Annotated in this window: 19 protein-coding genes; 1 reads left to right on the top strand and 18 read right to left on the bottom strand. The window is 36.7% G+C overall.

Annotation, left to right across the window (positions count from 1 at the left end; genetic code table 11):
* Nucleotides 1-111: 111 nt before the first annotated feature.
* The 3 genes from ACNTMY_RS01650 to tig form a co-directional block, all read right to left on the bottom strand.
* On the bottom strand, nt 112-1,716 hold the full coding sequence (locus tag ACNTMY_RS01650; RefSeq protein WP_423216419.1) for a CTP synthase: 1,605 nt from the start codon (nt 1,714-1,716) through the stop codon (nt 112-114).
* Nucleotides 1,717-1,992: 276 nt separating this feature from the next.
* Nucleotides 1,993-2,565 carry a DNA-directed RNA polymerase subunit delta gene (gene rpoE, locus ACNTMY_RS01645; protein ID WP_003067620.1) on the bottom strand — a complete coding sequence of 191 codons (573 nt, stop codon included), beginning with the start codon at nt 2,563-2,565 and terminating at the stop codon, nt 1,993-1,995.
* A 193-nt stretch (nt 2,566-2,758) separates the two neighbouring features.
* A complete protein-coding gene (gene tig / locus ACNTMY_RS01640; RefSeq protein ID WP_021141646.1) occupies nt 2,759-4,042 on the bottom strand; it encodes a trigger factor in 1,284 nt (427 codons plus the stop codon).
* A gap of 202 nt (nt 4,043-4,244) precedes the next feature.
* Here tig and ACNTMY_RS01635 point away from each other — a divergent pair, with 202 nt between their 5' ends.
* Entirely contained in the window at nt 4,245-5,087 is an 843-nt protein-coding gene (locus tag ACNTMY_RS01635; protein WP_027968232.1) for a mechanosensitive ion channel family protein, read from the top strand.
* A gap of 46 nt (nt 5,088-5,133) precedes the next feature.
* On the opposite strand, the gene ACNTMY_RS01630 is transcribed toward ACNTMY_RS01635, so the two are convergent.
* The 15 genes from ACNTMY_RS01630 to ACNTMY_RS01560 all read right to left on the bottom strand — a co-directional run bounded on the left by ACNTMY_RS01630 (nt 5,134) and on the right by ACNTMY_RS01560 (nt 19,054).
* A complete protein-coding gene (locus tag ACNTMY_RS01630; RefSeq protein ID WP_423216418.1) occupies nt 5,134-5,697 on the bottom strand; it encodes a TIGR01440 family protein in 564 nt (187 codons plus the stop codon).
* Nucleotides 5,698-5,712: 15 nt separating this feature from the next.
* Nucleotides 5,713-6,180, bottom strand: coding sequence for an ECF transporter S component (locus ACNTMY_RS01625; protein ID WP_423216417.1), 468 nt, complete (start codon nt 6,178-6,180; stop codon nt 5,713-5,715).
* Complete coding sequence (locus tag ACNTMY_RS01620) at nt 6,167-6,934, bottom strand: bifunctional hydroxymethylpyrimidine kinase/phosphomethylpyrimidine kinase (protein ID WP_423216416.1); 768 nt, start codon at nt 6,932-6,934, stop codon at nt 6,167-6,169. Before ACNTMY_RS01620 ends, ACNTMY_RS01625 begins: the two co-directional genes overlap by 14 nt.
* Nucleotides 6,924-7,673 carry a tRNA pseudouridine(38-40) synthase TruA gene (gene truA, locus ACNTMY_RS01615; protein ID WP_423216415.1) on the bottom strand — a complete coding sequence of 250 codons (750 nt, stop codon included), beginning with the start codon at nt 7,671-7,673 and terminating at the stop codon, nt 6,924-6,926. The genes ACNTMY_RS01620 and truA overlap by 11 nt, the downstream gene beginning before the upstream one ends.
* 149 nt (nt 7,674-7,822) lie before the next feature.
* Nucleotides 7,823-9,091, bottom strand: a complete 1,269-nt coding sequence (locus tag ACNTMY_RS01610) for a hypothetical protein (RefSeq protein WP_420543763.1) — start codon at nt 9,089-9,091, stop codon at nt 7,823-7,825.
* Nucleotides 9,092-9,199: 108 nt separating this feature from the next.
* Nucleotides 9,200-10,327 (bottom strand): hypothetical protein, encoded by a 1,128-nt coding sequence (locus ACNTMY_RS01605; RefSeq protein ID WP_420543762.1) that lies wholly within the window; start codon nt 10,325-10,327, stop codon nt 9,200-9,202.
* 16 nt (nt 10,328-10,343) lie between these two features.
* Nucleotides 10,344-10,841: a hypothetical protein gene (locus ACNTMY_RS01600; RefSeq protein ID WP_420543761.1), complete on the bottom strand. Its 498-nt coding sequence runs from the start codon at nt 10,839-10,841 to the stop codon at nt 10,344-10,346.
* 214 nt (nt 10,842-11,055) lie between these two features.
* A complete protein-coding gene (locus tag ACNTMY_RS01595) occupies nt 11,056-11,826 on the bottom strand; it encodes an alpha/beta fold hydrolase (protein WP_423216414.1) in 771 nt (256 codons plus the stop codon).
* A gap of 62 nt (nt 11,827-11,888) precedes the next feature.
* Complete coding sequence (gene dnaJ / locus ACNTMY_RS01590; RefSeq protein WP_021141639.1) at nt 11,889-13,028, bottom strand: molecular chaperone DnaJ; 1,140 nt, start codon at nt 13,026-13,028, stop codon at nt 11,889-11,891.
* Between the two features lie 314 nt (nt 13,029-13,342).
* On the bottom strand, nt 13,343-15,175 hold the full coding sequence (gene dnaK, locus ACNTMY_RS01585) for a molecular chaperone DnaK (protein WP_423216413.1): 1,833 nt from the start codon (nt 15,173-15,175) through the stop codon (nt 13,343-13,345).
* Nucleotides 15,176-15,253: 78 nt separating this feature from the next.
* Complete coding sequence (gene grpE, locus ACNTMY_RS01580; RefSeq protein ID WP_423216412.1) at nt 15,254-15,793, bottom strand: nucleotide exchange factor GrpE; 540 nt, start codon at nt 15,791-15,793, stop codon at nt 15,254-15,256.
* Between the two features lie 45 nt (nt 15,794-15,838).
* Entirely contained in the window at nt 15,839-16,873 is a 1,035-nt protein-coding gene (gene hrcA / locus ACNTMY_RS01575; protein WP_423216411.1) for a heat-inducible transcriptional repressor HrcA, read from the bottom strand.
* 132 nt (nt 16,874-17,005) lie between these two features.
* Entirely contained in the window at nt 17,006-17,596 is a 591-nt protein-coding gene (locus ACNTMY_RS01570; RefSeq protein ID WP_423216410.1) for a glycoside hydrolase family 73 protein, read from the bottom strand.
* The gene (locus ACNTMY_RS01565; RefSeq protein ID WP_423216409.1) at nt 17,593-18,366 is read right to left on the bottom strand and encodes a M15 family metallopeptidase; all 774 of its coding nucleotides are present in this window, start codon (nt 18,364-18,366) and stop codon (nt 17,593-17,595) included. Before ACNTMY_RS01565 ends, ACNTMY_RS01570 begins: the two co-directional genes overlap by 4 nt.
* Nucleotides 18,350-19,054 carry a histidine phosphatase family protein gene (locus ACNTMY_RS01560; RefSeq protein ID WP_423216408.1) on the bottom strand — a complete coding sequence of 235 codons (705 nt, stop codon included), beginning with the start codon at nt 19,052-19,054 and terminating at the stop codon, nt 18,350-18,352. The genes ACNTMY_RS01565 and ACNTMY_RS01560 overlap by 17 nt, the downstream gene beginning before the upstream one ends.
* Nucleotides 19,055-19,110 lie beyond the last annotated feature (56 nt).

Raw genomic sequence — 19,110 nt, 5'->3', positions numbered from 1 at the left:
ATGCTCACTATTATACTATTTTTTCTAAAAATGTGAATACTTCCTTTATTATAAAGTGTTTTCAAAAAAATACCCGTCAAGCCATAAAGGTTTGACGAGCATTGTTATCTATTATTTACTATTTTCAATTGCCGCTGTAACAAAGGCTGTGTAAAGCTCTTCTGGACGGTTTGGACGGCTTTGAAGTTCTGGGTGATATTGAGCAGCAACAAAGAATTTTTTCTCTGGCAATTCAACAACTTCCATCAAACGGTTATCTGGAGAGACACCTGAGAAGACAAAACCAGCTGCTTCAAATTGTTCACGGAATTTAGTGTTAAATTCATAGCGGTGACGGTGACGACGTTGAACAACTTCTTGGTTGTTGTAAGCTTTTGCTGCACGTGAGCCAGCTTTCAATTTACATGGGTAAAGACCCAAACGAAGTGTTCCACCCATGTCTTCGATGTCGATTTGATCACGCATGATATCGATGATTGGGTATTTAGTATCTGGGTCAAGCTCTGTAGAGTTAGCACCTTCCATGTTCAAGACGTGGCGAGCAAACTCAACACATGTCAATTGCATACCAAGACAGATACCAAGCATTGGAACGTCTTTTTCACGCGCATAACGAATTGCTTCAATCTTACCTTCAGTACCACGTTGACCGAATCCACCAGGAACGATGATACCGTCAGCATCACCAAGCATTTCATCAACGTTGTCAGCGTTCAAATCATTAGCATTAACCCATTTAAGGTCGATAGCTGCATCGTTAACATAACCTGAGTGTTTAAGTGCTTCAACAACTGAAAGGTATGCATCTGGCAACTCAACGTATTTACCAACAAGAGCAATTTTAGTTGATTTTTTAAGATTCATAATCTTATCAACCATTGCTGACCATTCTGACATATCAGCTTTTGGCACATCAAGTTTCAAGTGGTCACAAACGATTTGGTCCATGTTTTGAGCTTGCATATTAAGTGGAATTTGGTAAATGTGATCAACATCAAGTGACTCAATAACAGCTTCTGGAGCAACGTCACAGAATTGTGCCAATTTATTTTTAATGCTTTGACCAGCAGGTTTTTCAGTACGAATAACCAACATATTTGGTTGGATACCAAGTCCACGCAATTCTTTAACTGAGTGTTGTGTTGGTTTAGTTTTCATTTCACCAGCAGCTTTAAGGTATGGTAGAAGTGTTGTGTGAATGTACATAACATTGTCTGAACCTACATCTGCTTTCATTTGACGAAGAGCTTCAAGGAATGGAAGACTTTCGATATCACCAACTGTACCACCAACTTCTGTGATGATAACATCTGAATCAGTTGTTGTAGCAGCACGTTTGATTTTTTCTTTCAACGCATCAGTGATGTGTGGGATAACTTGGACAGTTGCACCAAGGTATTCACCTTTACGTTCTTTACGAAGAACTTCACTGTAAATTTTACCAGTTGTAACGTTTGAATATTTGTTAAGGTTGATGTCGATGAAACGTTCGTAGTGACCAAGGTCAAGGTCTGTTTCAGCACCATCGTCTGTTACATAAACTTCACCGTGTTGATAAGGACTCATTGTACCTGGGTCAATGTTGATGTATGGGTCAAATTTTTGGATAGTCACTTTAAGACCACGATTTTTCAAAAGACGACCAAGACTTGCAGCAACGATTCCCTTACCGATAGAAGAAACAACACCACCAGTAACAAAAATATACTTAGTCATTAAATAAAACTCCTTTAAAATAAAAAAATGATAGCAAACGATAAGTGCTTGAAAATTAAAAAACAAAAGAACATCAAATAATCAGCAACATTATTTGACAGATGAAAAGTAAATGGCCAATTACTTTTAGGAAAACAAAAATAGCTCCCTAAAAAGTTAGGGAGCTTTTCTCCGACCTCTAAAAAAGAGGTGCCCGAATAATACTATAAACTATCCAGAAACTTTTGTCAAATGATAAGACAAAGTTTTTTTAATTAAACTTTTTTGATTTAGATATTATTCTTCGTCTAAATCGTCGTCTTCGTCATCTTCTTCGTTGATTTCAACGTCTTCATCCAAGTCTTCATCTGGAATAATTTCGTTGATTTCAGAATCGTATGATTCAACTTCAGATTTTTCATCATCTGGGTTTTCATCATCGTATTCCATGTCTGAAGATTTTGCAGAATAATCGTCATCTTCTGGATCATCATCTGAATAATCGATAGCATCTTCATCACCGTCCATAAACGCATTTACACGTTTGCGTTTACGTTTAGGTGCTCCATTTTCATCATCTTCAAGTGTAATGATTTCTTCGTCGATTTCATCGATAGCATACCATGAACGAAGTCCCCATTTATTGTCGCCAAGTGGAATAAAGCTTCCATCAACGTTCAATGCAGAATAAAAATATGGTAAAGCTTCACGAATTTCTGCGTCTGATTTTTCAAGGTAATTTTGGATCTCATTTACAAGATCGCTGAAATACATTTCATGATCGCGTCCACGTTCTTCAAGGATAGCACGTGCAACTTCAATCATTGAAAGTTCGCTTTTTTCTTGTCCAGCAAATACTTCTAATTCCAAGGTAGTTCTCCTTATTAATCTTAGGATGTGAGCAAATAGCCACAAAAAACCTATTATCTTAATTTTCGTTACTCTCTATTTTACGCTAATTTTGTCAATTCGTCAAAAGATTTATCAAAATTCCTGGAAAGAGCATAAAAAGCCAAGCAATCATGCGATTACCTGACTTTTAAAATCATTTATCGTAGATAAATTATTTTACTTTAGCAGTGCTTGTTACCACTTCAACAGCTTTCTTCATAGCGATGTCGTGTTTAAGCATGTCTGCTGAAAGAAGGTTACGAACTTGTTCAACTTCCATGTTGTATTCTGAAGCAAGGTCGTTGATTTCTTTTTCAATTTCTTCGTCAGAAGCTTCGAATCCTTCTGCTTTAGCGATAGCTTCGATAACAAGGTTAGTTTTAACACGTTTGTCAGCGTCAGCTTCGTATTGTTTGTGAAGGTCTTCTTCAGTTGTACCAGTCAATTGGAAGTACATTTCTGGAGAGATACCTTGACGTTGCATGTTGCCCATGAATTCGTTCATAGCGCGGTGAACTTCGTCGTGAACCATTTCTTCTGGCAATTCAACGATTTCAGCGTTAGCAACAGCCAATTCAAGTGCAGCACCTTCAACAGCATCGTCAAATGCGATTTCTTTAGCTGATTCAAGTTCTTTACGGTATTTAGCTTTCAATTCGTCAAGAGTTTCAACTTCTTCGTCGATGTCTTTTGCAAGTTCATCGTCAAGAGCTGGAACTTCTTTAGCTTTAACTTCGTGAACAGTTGTAACGAATTTAGCATCTTTACCAGCAAGATCTTCTGCTTGGTATTGTTCTGGGAATGTTACGTTAACTTCTACAGTTTCACCAGCTTTAGCACCAACTAATTGGTCTTCGAAGCCAGGGATGAATTGACCTGAACCAAGTTCAAGTGAGAAGTTTTCACCTTTACCACCGTCGAATTCAACACCGTCAACTGAACCAACGAAGTCGATAACAACAGTGTCACCAAGTTCTGCAGCACCTTCTTTAACGATAAGTTCTGCAAGGTTGTTGCGTTCGCGTTCTACTTTTTCGTCAACTTCAGCGTCAGTTACTTCTTTAGTAGCTTCTACTGAAACTTCAAGGTTTTTGTAGTCACCAAGTTTAACTTCTGGTTTTGTAACAACTTCAGCAGTCAAAGTCCATTCTTGACCTTTTTCCATTGATTTGATATCAATTTTTGGTTGTGCAACAACATCAAGGCTAAGTTCAGCAACTGCTGCTTGGTAAGCTGCAGGAAGAAGAGCGTTCAATGCATCTTCGTAAAGAGCTTCTTCACCAAATTGTTGGTTGAATACGGCACGTGGCATGTGACCTTTACGGAATCCAGGTGCGTTCAAATTTTTCTTAACTTTGTTGAATGCTTGATCAAGAGCTGGTTTGATTTTATCTTGACCGATTGTGAATGTAATCACGCCACGGTTAGTAGCTTTGTTTTCAAATGATACAGACATGAAGTCATTTCTCCTTAAAATTTTATATACAGTTTAGTTTAACATATTTCAGGCTTTTTTGTCAAAGAATAGTGCTATATCAAGGGTTTTAGACGTTAAGTTTTTTCGCCTGATTTCAGCATTTTTTCACTGTCAATTTTTGTTTCAAAAAACAACTCAATAAAGACTTGCTTGACGTGTATTTTTTTAATAAACTATGGGTATGAACATTATTTCAAAATATATCGAACGTCTTCAGGTAGAAGAAATTGCAGTTGATATCATCTCAAAAATCGTATCACTTCTCCTTCTTCTTATCGTATTTTTAATCGCAAAACGCGTGTTAAATTTCATTTTCACACACGCTATTGCAAAATCAATTTCACTTTCTCGACAGACTGAAGCTCGCAAAAAAACCATCGTTAAATTGCTTCACAACATCATGAATTACACCCTTTATTTCTTCTTTATTTACTGGGTGCTAAGCATTCTTGGTGTTCCTGTCTCTAGTCTACTTGCTGGGGCTGGACTTGCTGGGGTTGCTCTTGGTCTTGGAGCGCAAGGTTTCTTAACTGATGTTGTTAATGGTTTCTTTATCTTGCTTGAAAATCAATTTGAAGTTGGGGATTCAGTTGTCATCGGTTCTGTCGAAGGAAATATTTCAAGCGTTGGTATTCGCACAACACAAATCCGTGGCTTTGATGGAACATTACATTTTATTCCTAACCGCAACATCACCGTTGTTTCTAACAAATCACGCGGCGATATGCGTGTTCAGATTGATATTCCAATCTATGCTCACACAGACTTAGAGAAAGTATCAAATATCATTAAAACCATCAACAAAGAACAGTTGCCTGCTTACCCTGAAATCGTTGGTAGTCCGACAATCCTCGGCCCACGTACAAACAGTACTGCTCAGTTGGTTTTCCGTGTTGATATTTTCGTACAAAACGGTAAACAAAACTATATCTATTCTAATTTTTATCGTCTTTACCAAGAGGCACTTTTGGAAAATGATATCTCACTACCAACCATGTACGCTAACCCAACACTTTCAAAATAATAAGATACCAAAAAGGTTGAAGTTTAACGCTTCAACCTTTTATTTTTTAAAATTTACGAATTGGGTCAGCGGCATAAGTCGCACGCGCACCACCAATTAATTTTGGACGACTAGCTAGAGCCGTAACATGTGCTCCGCCTAACTCACGCTGCACTGGAATTAATGGCACCTGCACACGCTTGACATGCATTCCAATAAATGTATCACCAATATCAAGACCAGCATGTGCCACAATTTCTTCTACTTCTACAGGATCTTGCATAAATTTAAAAGCAGCAACTTGACCACTTCCTCCAGCGTGCAGATTTGGAATGACATTAACGATTTCCAAATCTTTTTTCTCAGCTAACTCACGCTCTACTGTCAAAGCACGATTTAAATGCTCACACCCTTGAACTGCCAGATAAATGCCACGCTCACTCAATTCTTCAAGAAGTGTTGTTACAATCACTTCACCGATTTCAGCGCTGCTATTTTTTCCAATCAAACCTCCAGCTACTTCACTAGATGATAATCCAAGGACAAAAATTTGTCCTTTTTTAATGGCAGAGCGTTCAATAATATCAACGACAATCACTCGTGTTTGATCCGCTAAAGCCTTTAAATCCATACTAAACCTCCGTACCTATTTATTTTCAAAACGTTGATAAGCCAGATAAGCGAGGTAACCAACTAACATTCCAAAAAGATTTTGCAAAAGATTTCCAGGAATACCAGCCAGAGCTCCTCCTAGACCATAACCTAAAAGAAGAGCCGCTAAGAAATACCAGCCAACCATCAAAATACTAGCCAGAATAAGCCCTAAAATACGTTTTTTCCCAGTCCATCCTGCAAAATACCCTTGCGCTCCATGAGCGATTAAACTGTGAAACATGTATTGTGGATAACCTAACAACAGGTCGATGAGAAAGCCAGATAAGCCACCAACAACCGCTCCAGATTTCGAACCTAAATAATAAGCTGTAAAATAAATGCCAACATCTAACAAGGTTAAATACCCCGTCGGCGTTGGGACATGAATAAACGCCAAAACAACACTCAAGGCAGCCAAGACAGCCATTAAGGTTAAATTATATGTCTTAGTCCTGCTCATAATTTTGTTTTACTCCATATTGATCTGAGTGGCGAATCGCTTGAAAAACAAACTCTTTTGATTCAGCAACTGCTTCTTTAGGTGATTTTCCAAGTACTAGCTGACTTGCAATACTTGATGCCAATGTACAACCAGCACCAATATTATTTGTGTCAAGAATGTCAGTTTCAAAGACTGAAAACTCACTACCATCATAAAAGATATCGATAGCTTTTTCTTTACTTAAGCGATTTCCACCTTTGATGACCACATTTTTTGCACCCAAATCATACAAACGCTTAGCTGCAGCTTTCATGTCATCCAAGGTTTTAATAGACATTTGTGACAATAGCTCTGCTTCTACCAAATTAGGAGTGATGATTGTAACATATGGGAAAAATTTCAAAAGTTCATCACGCAGAGCTGATACTTCAACATCGTGTTTTTCCTTACAAACTAAAACTGGGTCAAGTACAATTGGAATTCCTGTATGAGATTTAACAAATCCAAGTGCTAAGTCAGCAACAGCTACATTCGGTAAAAGCCCAAGCTTGATACCTGAAAACGGAACATCCTTGAGGCTGTTTAATTGATGCTCAAAAACGTCATTATCTGTCGCAAAAACTTCAAAACCTTTATCAGTCACCGCTGTCAAACAAGTTACCGCTAAAAAACCATGCAGATGATTTGTCGTATAAGTGGCTAAATCAGCATACAGACCGCCACCACTAAAAATATCATTTCCAGAAATTGCCAAAATGTACTTATTCGTCATAAATAATCTCCTTCAAATAAAGACCGTTACCCGCAGCCGTAGGTCCAGCTAAGTCACGATTTTTAGACTCCAAAACCGTCTTAATCTGACTAACTGGCATACGACCATTACCAATTTTAAGCAAAGTCCCAACCATATTGCGGACTTGTTTATAAAGAAAACCATTTCCACTGAAGGTAAAGACAAAGAAACCAGTTTTTTCGTCAATGTCAACTGTTGCTCGTGTAATCGTGCGAACTTTATTTTCTACAGATGTTCCTGAAGCTGTAAATCCTGTAAAATCATGTGTTCCCACCAAATCCTTGATAGCTTCCTGCATTAAAGCCAAATCTAACGGATATGGGTAATGCGTCGCATAATGGCGCATCATCGGATTCTTAGGACGACCAGCATCAACTAAAAATTCGTAAGTTTTACTGTGTTTATTATAGCGAGAGTGAAAGTCATCATTGACTAATTCAACCTTCACCACGTCAATGTCTTCTGGGGATTGCGTGTCCAATCCAAAACGCAATTTCTCAACATCACGCGCTTGAGGCAAATCAAAATGAACAACCTGACCATAAGCATGAACACCAGAATCCGTACGACCAGCACCGTGTACTTTGACAGGAGTACCACTGTTTAACTTCTGCAGCGTCTTTTCAAGTTCTTCTTGCACCGAACGTTCACTCGGCTGACGCTGAAAACCAGCAAAAAGCCTACCATCATATGAAATTGTTGCTTTATATCTTACCATGTGAGTATTTTATCACCTTCCTAAGAGACTTTCCAGAAAATTTCGAACAAGCTGTCCCCATACAGATTTTACCATAAAAAAAGAGACCGGAAAATAGGTTCCAATCTCTGTTTTTAGAATAATACTTTTCCTCTTAAAATTCACAACAATTAACTTTGAACTTTATAAAACGTTTGAAGCTCACTGTAATAGTACGTTGAAGGATCAAAATCTGTATCTAATTCTCCTACCCATTGTACAAATGTAATTGTATTATCTCCTAATTTAACACCATATTCAACCTTAGATCCTGCACCCCCCATACCAAACATTGGAAGTACCGCTTCATAATTAGGATCAACAAAGTGATAAATATTACCCGAAACATTCTCCATACTTCTAACTATACCACTTTCTTCTCCACATTCAGTATCTAGAGTCACAGAACCATCGCTTTGATAAGTTATTACCTGATGGCCTTGATTATTAACATCAGCTTCCCATGTGCCAATCATTTCTTTAGGAATAATTGAAGATTCTTCAACAGCTGAACTACTTTCAGTTGTCTTTTGAGTAGAAGTTTTCTGTTTTGAGGATTTTTTATATTTCTTCAATAATTTTTGATATTGCTTTTGCATTGCTTTAGGAGCAAGCTTGTACTCTTCATCAAATGAATAATTTTTCAAGAAGTAATCTTTTACCCAGTAAACTTTACCATTATTCGCTAAAATAATCTCATAACTAGGCTTATCTTGATTCACAAAACTTTCATAATAAGAAGAATATCCCATGAAATTCGGTTTTGTATATTCTTCAAGAGGAATTGTATCATCTACCATTTGACGCTCCTGATCAAAGGTAATATTTTTTCTATCTCCACTATTTAACTGATAAACACGAAAAGAGCTTTGTGAATCATAATCAGATAGATTATCACTGCTTAAATCAACTCCTAATGGTGCTAATTTGAAACTATTTTTATCACTTAAGAAAGTTGGTGCATCAACTTCATCACCAATCACATAGCGGAGCGACATATCTGGCATAAAACCAGAATACAACGAAGGGTTAAAATTATCAGTTCCATATACTAACTCGGATAAACTTCCTCCGTCTTGTGGAAAACCAGAAAAACGGCCAAATAACAGTCCATCTTCTGTATTTGCTCTAAAGATTCCAACATCCCCTTCACGATAACATGTATTATAGTAAATATCGTACACTTCTCCTTGGACAACTGTATTATCTTTACCATAAGAACTGTTATATAACCACTTACCAAAAGCCTTGTCAATCGCCTTAACTGAATCCTGACTGTAATTTGCTGTACTAGTAATCATTTTTGATTTTTTACTCTTAGCTAATACAGTATTGCCAGATAGTAGTAATAACATGATAGAAAATGTTAATAGGAAACTGAATCGACCATATTTTTTCATATAAAAACCTCTAAAACTTTAATCATTATTTCTACACAAAAGTTGCACCACACAATAATTAATCAAAATTATTCCCCCCTTTATTAAGTAGGGGGGAATTTGAATATACTACTCAGCTTTATATTCTTTGTATCCGTCTGTTTCTAAGTCGGCGCTTAACATATCTAAATCTTTAGTGCTATTTCCTTGAATGCTGTTCGAGTTATCCAAATCAAGGGTATTATCCTTATTAAGATAATAACTATAGCCATAATAATTATATTCTACAGTTGTACCAAAGAGATCACTATTTTCAGTAATTTTATAAACTGTTATCAACTTAACTTCTCCGGAAGAAGAATCATCTGAATAGGTATCGTAAGAAATATAATCTTTATCTTTTTCAATAGTGTAAGTTATCCCATCTGAATTTTCATAATGAGATTTGATTAATTTATCATTTTTAGCTAATCCATCTGATAGATTACTAATTTCTGTTAACTCTTTTAATCCAGAGACCTTCACATCTACTTTTTTCGATTTTAAAGATTTTCCTTCTCTTTTCAACTTATCAGCGTAAGAAGAATATACATTAAGTTTGACAGTGTCACCATTTTTCAAATGTCCATCAGTTGATGATTCAAAAATAGTATTACCATCTGAATCCTCTTTCAAAACAAGAACTCCATATCCATTAAATCCCTTGAAAGATGCTGGATAATCTTTTAATAATTCTTGAGCTGAAACTTTTTCAACATTCTTCAAACCTTTAACTGTAAAAGTTTTGGTTTCATTTTTTATTGGAGATTTACTTGACGTTGAGCTAACCTTTAAGACAACTTTTTCACCATTACTCAAATGAGATACCTTACTGAACTCGTATGATATTCCTGATATCATCGCTTGTGCTTGTCTATACTTTCTATTAGACTTTGAGTTTAGAGAAACTTCAGAAATAGCCAAAAAATCTCCATTAGCTAAATCCTCTGATTGAGTTTTTGAAAAGCCTACCTTTCGATAAGAAATCTTAGCGATTTCCTTACTAACTTCTTCAGAATTATATTCTAGTCTCCCATCTCCATCATATCCTTTAAATTTAGGAATCACTATATTCATAATACTTTTTGGCTGTGATGAATACCAAAGCCAACCACCAGCAACAATTATTAATATAGCAAGTAAAGAAATAATCACTTTCTTATGTTTCATCAACACAGGTGATTTAAGCTTAGAAATAATCTTTTCTTTTTCAATCATAATATCTATTTCCTCACTACTTATTATTTATAGCATCCACCAAAGCTGTCGTTTGATTTTCAGTATGTTTTGCAACATTAGTATTATCATAGCGTCTTTGAATAAGTGATTCAATAGTTTCTTTACACATTGATAATTTTGACTTTTCAAATACAACAACGCTAATTGTATGTTGTCCTCCTGATGTCAAATTAAGAGACAGAACAGTTTGGAAAGAACTTAAAACTGTAAGAACACCGTACGCTGCCAAAATTAAACCACCAATAAATGAAGAGCCTAGCATATTAAATCCGATAACCGCAAAAACAATTCCCCAAACAAATGATTTAAAGTCCAAACTAAATGAATCATCAACACTTGATATCTGTTCTACTGGAATTGTCTTATTTTGCGCTCCCAATGGAATAACCTTCAAGACAGTATTAGGATTTGATACTTTAATAAAATTATTTTCCAGTGCAACAGAAGCTTTTAAATAAAAAGTCAAATAAGATGTGATAAATGATTGTTTCATAATAACTCCTCCATAATTCATTCGGTACTCATTATATATATATATATATATATATAATGTCAAGCCTTTTTTCTAATTTTTTGAAAAGAATTTTTATATTAAAATTAGCAAAAAGATAAAATATCAAAGGAGATGTCATTCACATTTTATTTGCAACATCAATATCCTAAATATTCCAACAAACAAAAATATGAAAAAAAGATTAACTACTATCTTATTTCTTCAGACAAGAAGATATAGCTTTAGCAAGTCCATTTGTATTTTCCCATGCCATTGAATGTCCTACATTTTCAATAACTTTTAAAGGAATCCCATCTCTGTCTAAACTTTCATAATCATCATCTGGCAAAGATTTTCTTCCGAAAATGACGGTCTTAGGAATCTTTAAATCATATAACAACTTCCTCCAAGATACTTCCCCACCCTGAACAGCATTAACTGATAATCGATGTACAGCATACGGTGACCAATTAGACAAGGTTGCTGCCCACATCGTATTTCCAGAAGTTTGGCTTTCTGTTAAAACCTTACGGAATCCATAATCAACAAATTCTTTTTCTGAAAAAGCAGCTATTTCAAAACTCGAACTTCCAGAAACGCTCGCATCTAGATTAGGTTCACTTAAAATTAAATGTTCAACTCTGTCTAGACAAAGCTTGACTAATTCAATAGCAATTGGTCCACCTAAGCTATGACCAAAAATCGTAAGATTTGTTAATTCCAATGATTCAACAAAAGATTTCAAATAAGCAGCATGAGAACTGACACGATAATCAAAGTCTTCCGGCTTATCACTGTATCCAGCCCCCAATAAATCAATAAGTATGCAACGATGATTTTTTAAACACTCCTGAGAAACAACTTCTCCGTAGTCAAAAGACCCTGCACACCCTAAACCATGTATAAATAAAATTGGACTACCTTCACCTGGAAAATCTTGATAGCGCATATAAGCATTTTGGTCGTCAATAAAGTATTCTTTCATAATCTCTCCTTCTATAAAAAAAGAGACCGGAAAATAGATTCCAGTCTCTTTTTAGTTTTCAATTATTCACCATCAAAGGCATCTTTTACTTTGTTGAAGAAACCTTTTTTCTTAGGATTTCCAACTTTGTCGCCACCTGCTTGCGCAAATTGTTTAAGAGCTTCAACTTGTGCATCGTTAAGTTTTGTTGGTGTCACAATATTAACAGTAACGTGTTGGTCACCTTGACCGCCACCACGTAATTTTGGAGCACCTTTACCACGAAGTCGGAAAGTCTTACCAGTTTGAGTACCAGCTGGAATTGTCATTTCAACATCACCATGGACAGTTGGTACTTCGACAGTGTCACCAAGAGCTGCTTGAACAAAGCTGATATTCATTGTGTAGTAAATTGTTGAGCCGTTACGTTCAAATTTATTACTTGGTAAAACATTGATGATAACAAAGAGGTCACCATAAGGTCCACCGTTAAAGCCAGCTTCACCTTGACCTTGCAAGCGAATTTGTTGACCTGTTTCAACACCTGCTGGAATTTTAACAGACACTTTATGAGTTTTCTTTTCGTGTCCAGTTCCATGACAAGTATGACATGGTTCTTTGATTTCTTTACCTGTACCATGACAGACATCACAAGTTACTTGGCGACGCATCATACCAAGAGGTGTTTGTGTATCAACGTTGATCACACCTGAACCATGACAGCGACTACATGTTACAGGGCTAGTTCCAGGTTTCGCACCTGAACCTGAACATGTTGAACATGTTGATTCACGGTTATAAGCCACTTCTTTCTCAACACCAAAGACTGCTTCTTCGAATGTCAAGTTAACACGGTATTGAAGGTCATCACCTTGGCGAGGCGCATTAGGATTGCGCATTCCTCCGCCACCACCAAAGAAACTTGAGAAAATATCTTCAAAGCCACCAAAGCCAGCTCCATCGAAACCACCAAAACCACCAGCTCCGCCATTAAAGCCACCGTTAGCTCCAGCAGGACCGTATTGGTCGTAGGCTGCACGTTTTTGCTCATCACCTAGCGTTTCATAGGCTTCTTGAACCTTTTTGTACTGTTCTTCCGCACCAGGTTCTTTATTAATATCTGGGTGATATTTTTTAGACATTTTGCGGTATGCTTTTTTAATTTCAGCTTGCGAAGCGTCTTTAGATACACCCAAACGATCGTAAAATTCTGTATTGTTCATAATTATGATATTAAGCCGTTAAGCGACTCAAAGAAAAATAGGAAACTGTCCGACGATGCTTGCATCTAGGTAAAGTTTATCTTTTTTCACAGAGTCGTAGGCGTATTCAAATATATAAAATAAATTTTACGCCTTTTTCAGCCTGTGTTCACTTCTGAACACTTTTCCTTTCTACATCATTTAGAAGGTTATTAAAATAATCGTTGACTTTGTCTATTTACCCAAAAGCAGAGGCTGGGTTGCAACCTCTGCATTTAGATTTATGTTTTCAACTTTTGAGTTTCAACCCAATGTCATTTGTCTAGAAGACTAAATTATTTTTCAGTGAATTCACCGTCTACAACGTCGTCACCATTGTTTTTAGATGAGTCAGTTGATTGAGCACCTTCAGCACCTTGTGCTGCTTGTTGTGCTGCAGCAGCTTGTTCATACATTTTCACTGCAAGTGCTTGAGCTTTTTCATTAAGAGCTTCAAGTTTAGCTTTCATATCTTCAAGGTTGTTAGCTTCTTGAGCTGCTTTCAATTCATCAAGAGCTGATTGAGCAGCGTCACGTTCTGTATCAAAGCCTTTACCTTCAGTTTCTTTGATTGTTTTTTCTGTTGCAAAGATTGCTTGGTCAACTTCGTTACGAAGATCAACTTCTTCTTTACGTTTAGCATCAGCTTCTGCGTTAGCTTCTGCATCTTTCATCATTTTTTCAATTTCTTCATCAGTCAAGCCTGAGTTAGATTGAATAACGATGTGTTGTTCTTTTTGAGTTCCAAGATCTTTAGCTTTAACAGATACAATACCGTTTTTATCGATATCAAATGTTACTTCGATTTGTGGGATACCACGAGGTGCAGCTGGGATATCAGTCAATTGGAAACGACCAAGAGTTTTGTTATCTGCAGCCATTGGACGTTCACCTTGAAGAACGTGAATATCTACAGCTGGTTGGTTATCAGCAGCTGTTGAGAAGACTTGTGATTTAGAAGTTGGGATTGTAGTGTTACGGTCAATAAGTTTTGTAAATACACCACCCATAGTTTCAATACCAAGTGACAATGGAGTAACATCAAGAAGAACAACGTCTTTAACATCACCAGTGATGACACCACCTTGGATAGCAGCACCCATAGCAACTACTTCATCAGGGTTAACTGATTTGTTTGGTTCTTTACCAGTTTCAGCTTTAACAGCTTCAACAACGGCAGGAATACGAGTTGAACCACCAACAAGGATTACTTCGTCAATTTCTGAGATTGAAAGGCCAGCATCTGAAAGTGCTTGACGAACTGGTGTTTTAGTACGTTCGATAAGGTCACGAGTCAAATCATCAAATTTAGCACGTGAAAGGCTTGTTTCCAAGTGAAGAGGTCCAGCAGCTCCTGCAGTGATGAATGGAAGTGAGATTTGTGTTTGAGTAACACCAGAAAGATCTTTTTTAGCTTTTTCAGCAGCATCTTTCAAACGTTGAAGAGCCATTTTATCTTGACTAAGGTCAATACCGTTTTCGTTCTTGAATTCAGCAACTAACCAATCAATAATTTTTTGGTCGAAGTCGTCACCACCAAGTTTGTTATCACCTGCTGTAGCAAGTACGTCGAAGACACCATCACCAAGTTCAAGGATTGATACGTCGAATGTACCACCACCAAGGTCGAATACCAAGATTTTTTCATCTTTATCAGTTTTATCAAGACCATATGCAAGAGCAGCTGCAGTTGGTTCGTTGACGATACGTTCTACTTCAAGACCAGCGATTTTACCAGCGTCTTTAGTTGCTTGACGTTGAGCATCGTTGAAGTATGCAGGAACAGTGATAACTGCTTTTGTCACTTTTTCACCAAGGTAATCTTCAGCGTAACCTTTAAGGTATTGAAGAATCATTGCTGAGATTTCTTGTGGAGTGTATTCTTTACCGTTTGCAGATACTTTTTCAGAAGTACCCATTTTAGATTTGATAGAGATAACTGTATCTGGGTTTGTTACTGCTTGACGTTTTGCAGCATCACCAACAATGATTTCACCATTTTTGAATGAAACAACTGATGGAGTTGTACGGTTACCTTCTGGGTTAGCAATGATTTTTGATTCAGTTCCTTCAAGAACTGCAACAGCTGAGTTTGTTGTACCTAAGTCAATACCAATAATTTTAGACATGTTCTATCCCTCTTTTTATTATGAATTTATCTTTTATTTGCTTTCAGTTATAGTTTAATGACATTGCGGTCAAGCCAATTAGTTGTAAACAACGACCATTGCTGGACGCAAGAGACGTTCGTGAAGTTTATAACCTTTTTGAAGAACTTGTGCAATGCTATCTGCTGGATGTTCATCATCTGCAGGAAGTGTTTGAACAGCCATGTGCAAGTTGTGGTCAAAGTTTTCAGCGACAACTTCTTCAACACCCTCTTCGTTAAGCGCGCGAACCAAGCTATCACGTGTCATTTCAAGACCTTTTTTCACATCATCAGTCAAACCTTCAACAGCAAGTGCACGTTCCAAATTATCTAAACTTGGCAAGATAGCTTTTGCTAAATCTTGTGAACGATATTTTTGCAATTGTTGACGTTCTTCGTTAGCACGACGTTGAATATTTTGCATTTCAGCATGTGCTCGAAGATATTTATTTTCAAAATCTTCAGCACGTTCAAGTGCTTTTTGCAATTCTTCGTTTTGAGCCTCTTCTTGAGGCTGTTCTTTTGTTTCTTCTTCAGTCACAACATCAGTGGCTTCAACTTCTTCTTGAAGTTCTTCGTTTTTAGTTTCTTCTGACACTGTGTCCCTCCCTATCTTTTTATCAAATTAAATTAATTACTAAACTTAGTTGACTTCGTAATGATTACTATTAAGATAACGGTAGTAATCACCAAGTTTCATCGCTAAGACTCGCCCGATAACATTAACCAAGCTAACACTTCTGCGATAATCCATATCAATCGGACCAATCAAGCTAAGAAGCCCAAATCCACGATAAGGAATCAAAAACTTATGTGTCAAAACAGTCACATCTGCTAAGGCTGGTTCTTGACTATCTGCGACCTGAACATTTGCAACCTCATTTTCTTTCATAGAAGAACGAAGAGCTACTGCAACTCTCTGGTCATTATCTAGGAAACGATAAGTTTCCAAATCAGCATAATCAAGTGAGTTAACTTTACCAGCTACGAAAACCAGTTCTCTAAACAATTCTGCAAAAATATAATCAAACAAATCCAAAACATTGTCTGTAACAGTAAAATACTTTTGCAAAACCTGAGGAATTTCAGTTCGTAACTTATAATGAATATCCATCACCGTGCGACCGAGCAAACGCTCGTCAACGATTTCCTTCAATGTCACTAAATCCTTCAACATAAAGTTTTTTGGAATAGCAAACTGAATCGTTGCTGGTTTTGATTCATCTAAAGTTAAAACACCTAAAGCATCATGACTTGATAATTGAACAATATCAAAAGCTGTCAATTTTTGTCGAGCTGGCTCAACATCTAAAATCACCGATGTATAACCAGTCATATCCGCTAAAACTTGACTTGCTTTTTGCAAAATATCATCAAGCTTGAAAGCTTCAAAATCAAAAGCCTTAACAACCTGATAAATATCACGTTCATCAATACTATCAAGAGTCAATGAATGTTCAACAAAATATTTAAATCCAGCAGCGCTTGGCATACGCCCACTTGATGTATGTGCCTTTTCAAGCAATCCTAGTTTTTCAAGTTTCGCCATATCATTTCGAATAGTTGCACTACTTGAATCAATCGTCGCTTGCAAAGTTTTAGAGCCAATAGGTTCATGCGTCTGCGTAAATAATTCAACAATTAAGTTTAGAATATCACTTTGACGTTGTGTTATCATAACCTCGCCCCTTTCATTTTAGCACTCATATACATCGACTGCTAATTTATAATTCTATTATACTCCTCTAAAAAACAGTGTCAAGGAAAAAGCGTAAAAAATTAGCACTCTTTTAAATAGAGTGCTAATTCGTTATTTATCATATGAAGTTAAGCTGTTTTCTTCAATGATTTTAACCAATTTATCCGCATAATCAGGGTCCGTACTGAAGGACATATCTTGCAATGCCTGTGCTAATTTCTTATCCCCTTTATCTGAGACCATCAGCTCATAAGCCCCTTTGCTATTGCTAATTTTTTCATCCTTTAGAAGAGCAAAGTAATCATAAATCGCATCATCCCATGATTTATAAACCGCAAATTGTCCGATTTCAGTCTGCCATTCATTGACAAAATATCGCTTATATTTAAGAGTGATTATCTTATCTCCTGGCTGAGCAGCAACTGCAAATAAATTATGATACTTTGACGCTAATAAATAGCGACCATAATTAGACTCCAGAGCAGCTTGTGCCATCACTATAGATGGTTTAACACCATATGCACTCGCCACTTCCTGAACACTTGGAGCGATTGTGTCAAAAAATTCTTTCTTAGTATAAGAAACTTTTTCAACTTTATCAGCATTCGGTATAGCACGATGAGCATACAGTGGTGAAAAAATTCCAAATACCAAAACAGCAAGAAAAATCAGAAATTGAACTAGAGAAAATCGAGATTTCATCGCTTGTTCTCCTTCAACAATGCAATATATTCTTCAAGGCTTAAATTGTTTTCAGTCATATATTTTGCAGATTCCTTACCAACATAGCGGAAATGCCAATCTTCATAATCAACACCAGTTGAATCTATTTTTCCTTTTGGAAAACGAAGAACAAATCCGTACTCTGGAGCGATTGCTGACACTTTTTCGACAACATCAGCATCACTTTGATTAAGATAATTCACAGTACTCATATCCATAGCTAAACCAGTCTGATGTTCACTAGCTCCCGCAGGCTGTGAATATGTTTTTACCAAGTCTTCTGCTTGCGATTGCGTCAAGCTTGAATCAGCTGCCATTTCTTGAGAAACATATGAATTAAATAACTCTTCTTGGTAAGCTACACTGCGGTAACCTGAGATTAAATGTTCACTAGCATCAATAGCCTGCGCTGCAGCTAAAAAATTACGAGCATTATCAGCAATACGAGAATCTACAGTAATATTATCAATTTGAGTCAAATCAGGATTCATTTCTGGAGTGACATTATCACGATTGACCAAAACCAACTCCCAATCCTTCGTTGAAACATCAGGTAAATTCAAATTTTTTGCCTTAGTCTTTTCAGATGAAGAAACACTTGTTGAAGTTTCTTTTCTCACCGAAACGTCCTTAGCTTTTCCTTCCAATGAAAAATGGTCGCCTTGGACAAAAATAAATATTCCAAAAATAAAAATTATAATAATCAGTAACCCTACAATTAAGGTTGGTAAACTACGCTTTTTTCTCATCTTTTCTTTCTTCTAATAATTGTCTACCACGAAGACGGTAACTAACATCTCCGATAGACTCAATAGTAAATTTTCCCTTTTCAAAGCTAACAACTGTCATACTGCCGTTATCTAGTCCCAAGCCACGCGGAGTAGTTGAATCGATTAACCACAAGAAAGTTCCGATTGTCATCCCATGACTAACAACAATGGCATTACCACCACCTGATGCTTCAATCTTTTTAGCAATTGCTGTGAATCCCTCTAAAATACGCTTACTCAAAACAGGCCAAGTTTCAGCCCAACCAGCAGTATCTACCTTATAAATTCCTTCAGCCAATTCTTCATAGGTTAGCTTTGTCATATCCTTATCAAATACTCGAGGCAAGACACCGTTGAATAACTCACCATCGTAGCCTCCATCTAGACTACCAAAGCACCACTCTCTAATGCGCTTATCACGAGTGTAAGGAATATTTTCTTGCTGACACTCTCGCAATATGATTTCCATTGTCTGCAGAGTTCGACCACTATCACTTGAAAAAGCTTCTTTAAAAACCAAACCAGCATCTTTCAAGCCAACACCAAGTTCCTTAATACCTTGTTCACCTTCATCAGTCAAAGGAGTATCACTCCAACCTTGAGCACGACCAATTGTGTTGAACATAGTCTTACCATGACGAGCAATATACAATCTTGTTTTTACCATTGGCTTCCTCCTAAAAATCCAGAAACAAACAGAAATAGCTTTAACAAAATAAACAT

Origin of the sequence: Streptococcus equinus (assembly GCF_049393735.1) — a bacterium.
Taxonomy (GTDB): domain Bacteria; phylum Bacillota; class Bacilli; order Lactobacillales; family Streptococcaceae; genus Streptococcus; species Streptococcus equinus_G.
Note: the sequence above shows the minus strand (reverse complement) of the source record. Positions and strands in the feature narration are given on the sequence as shown.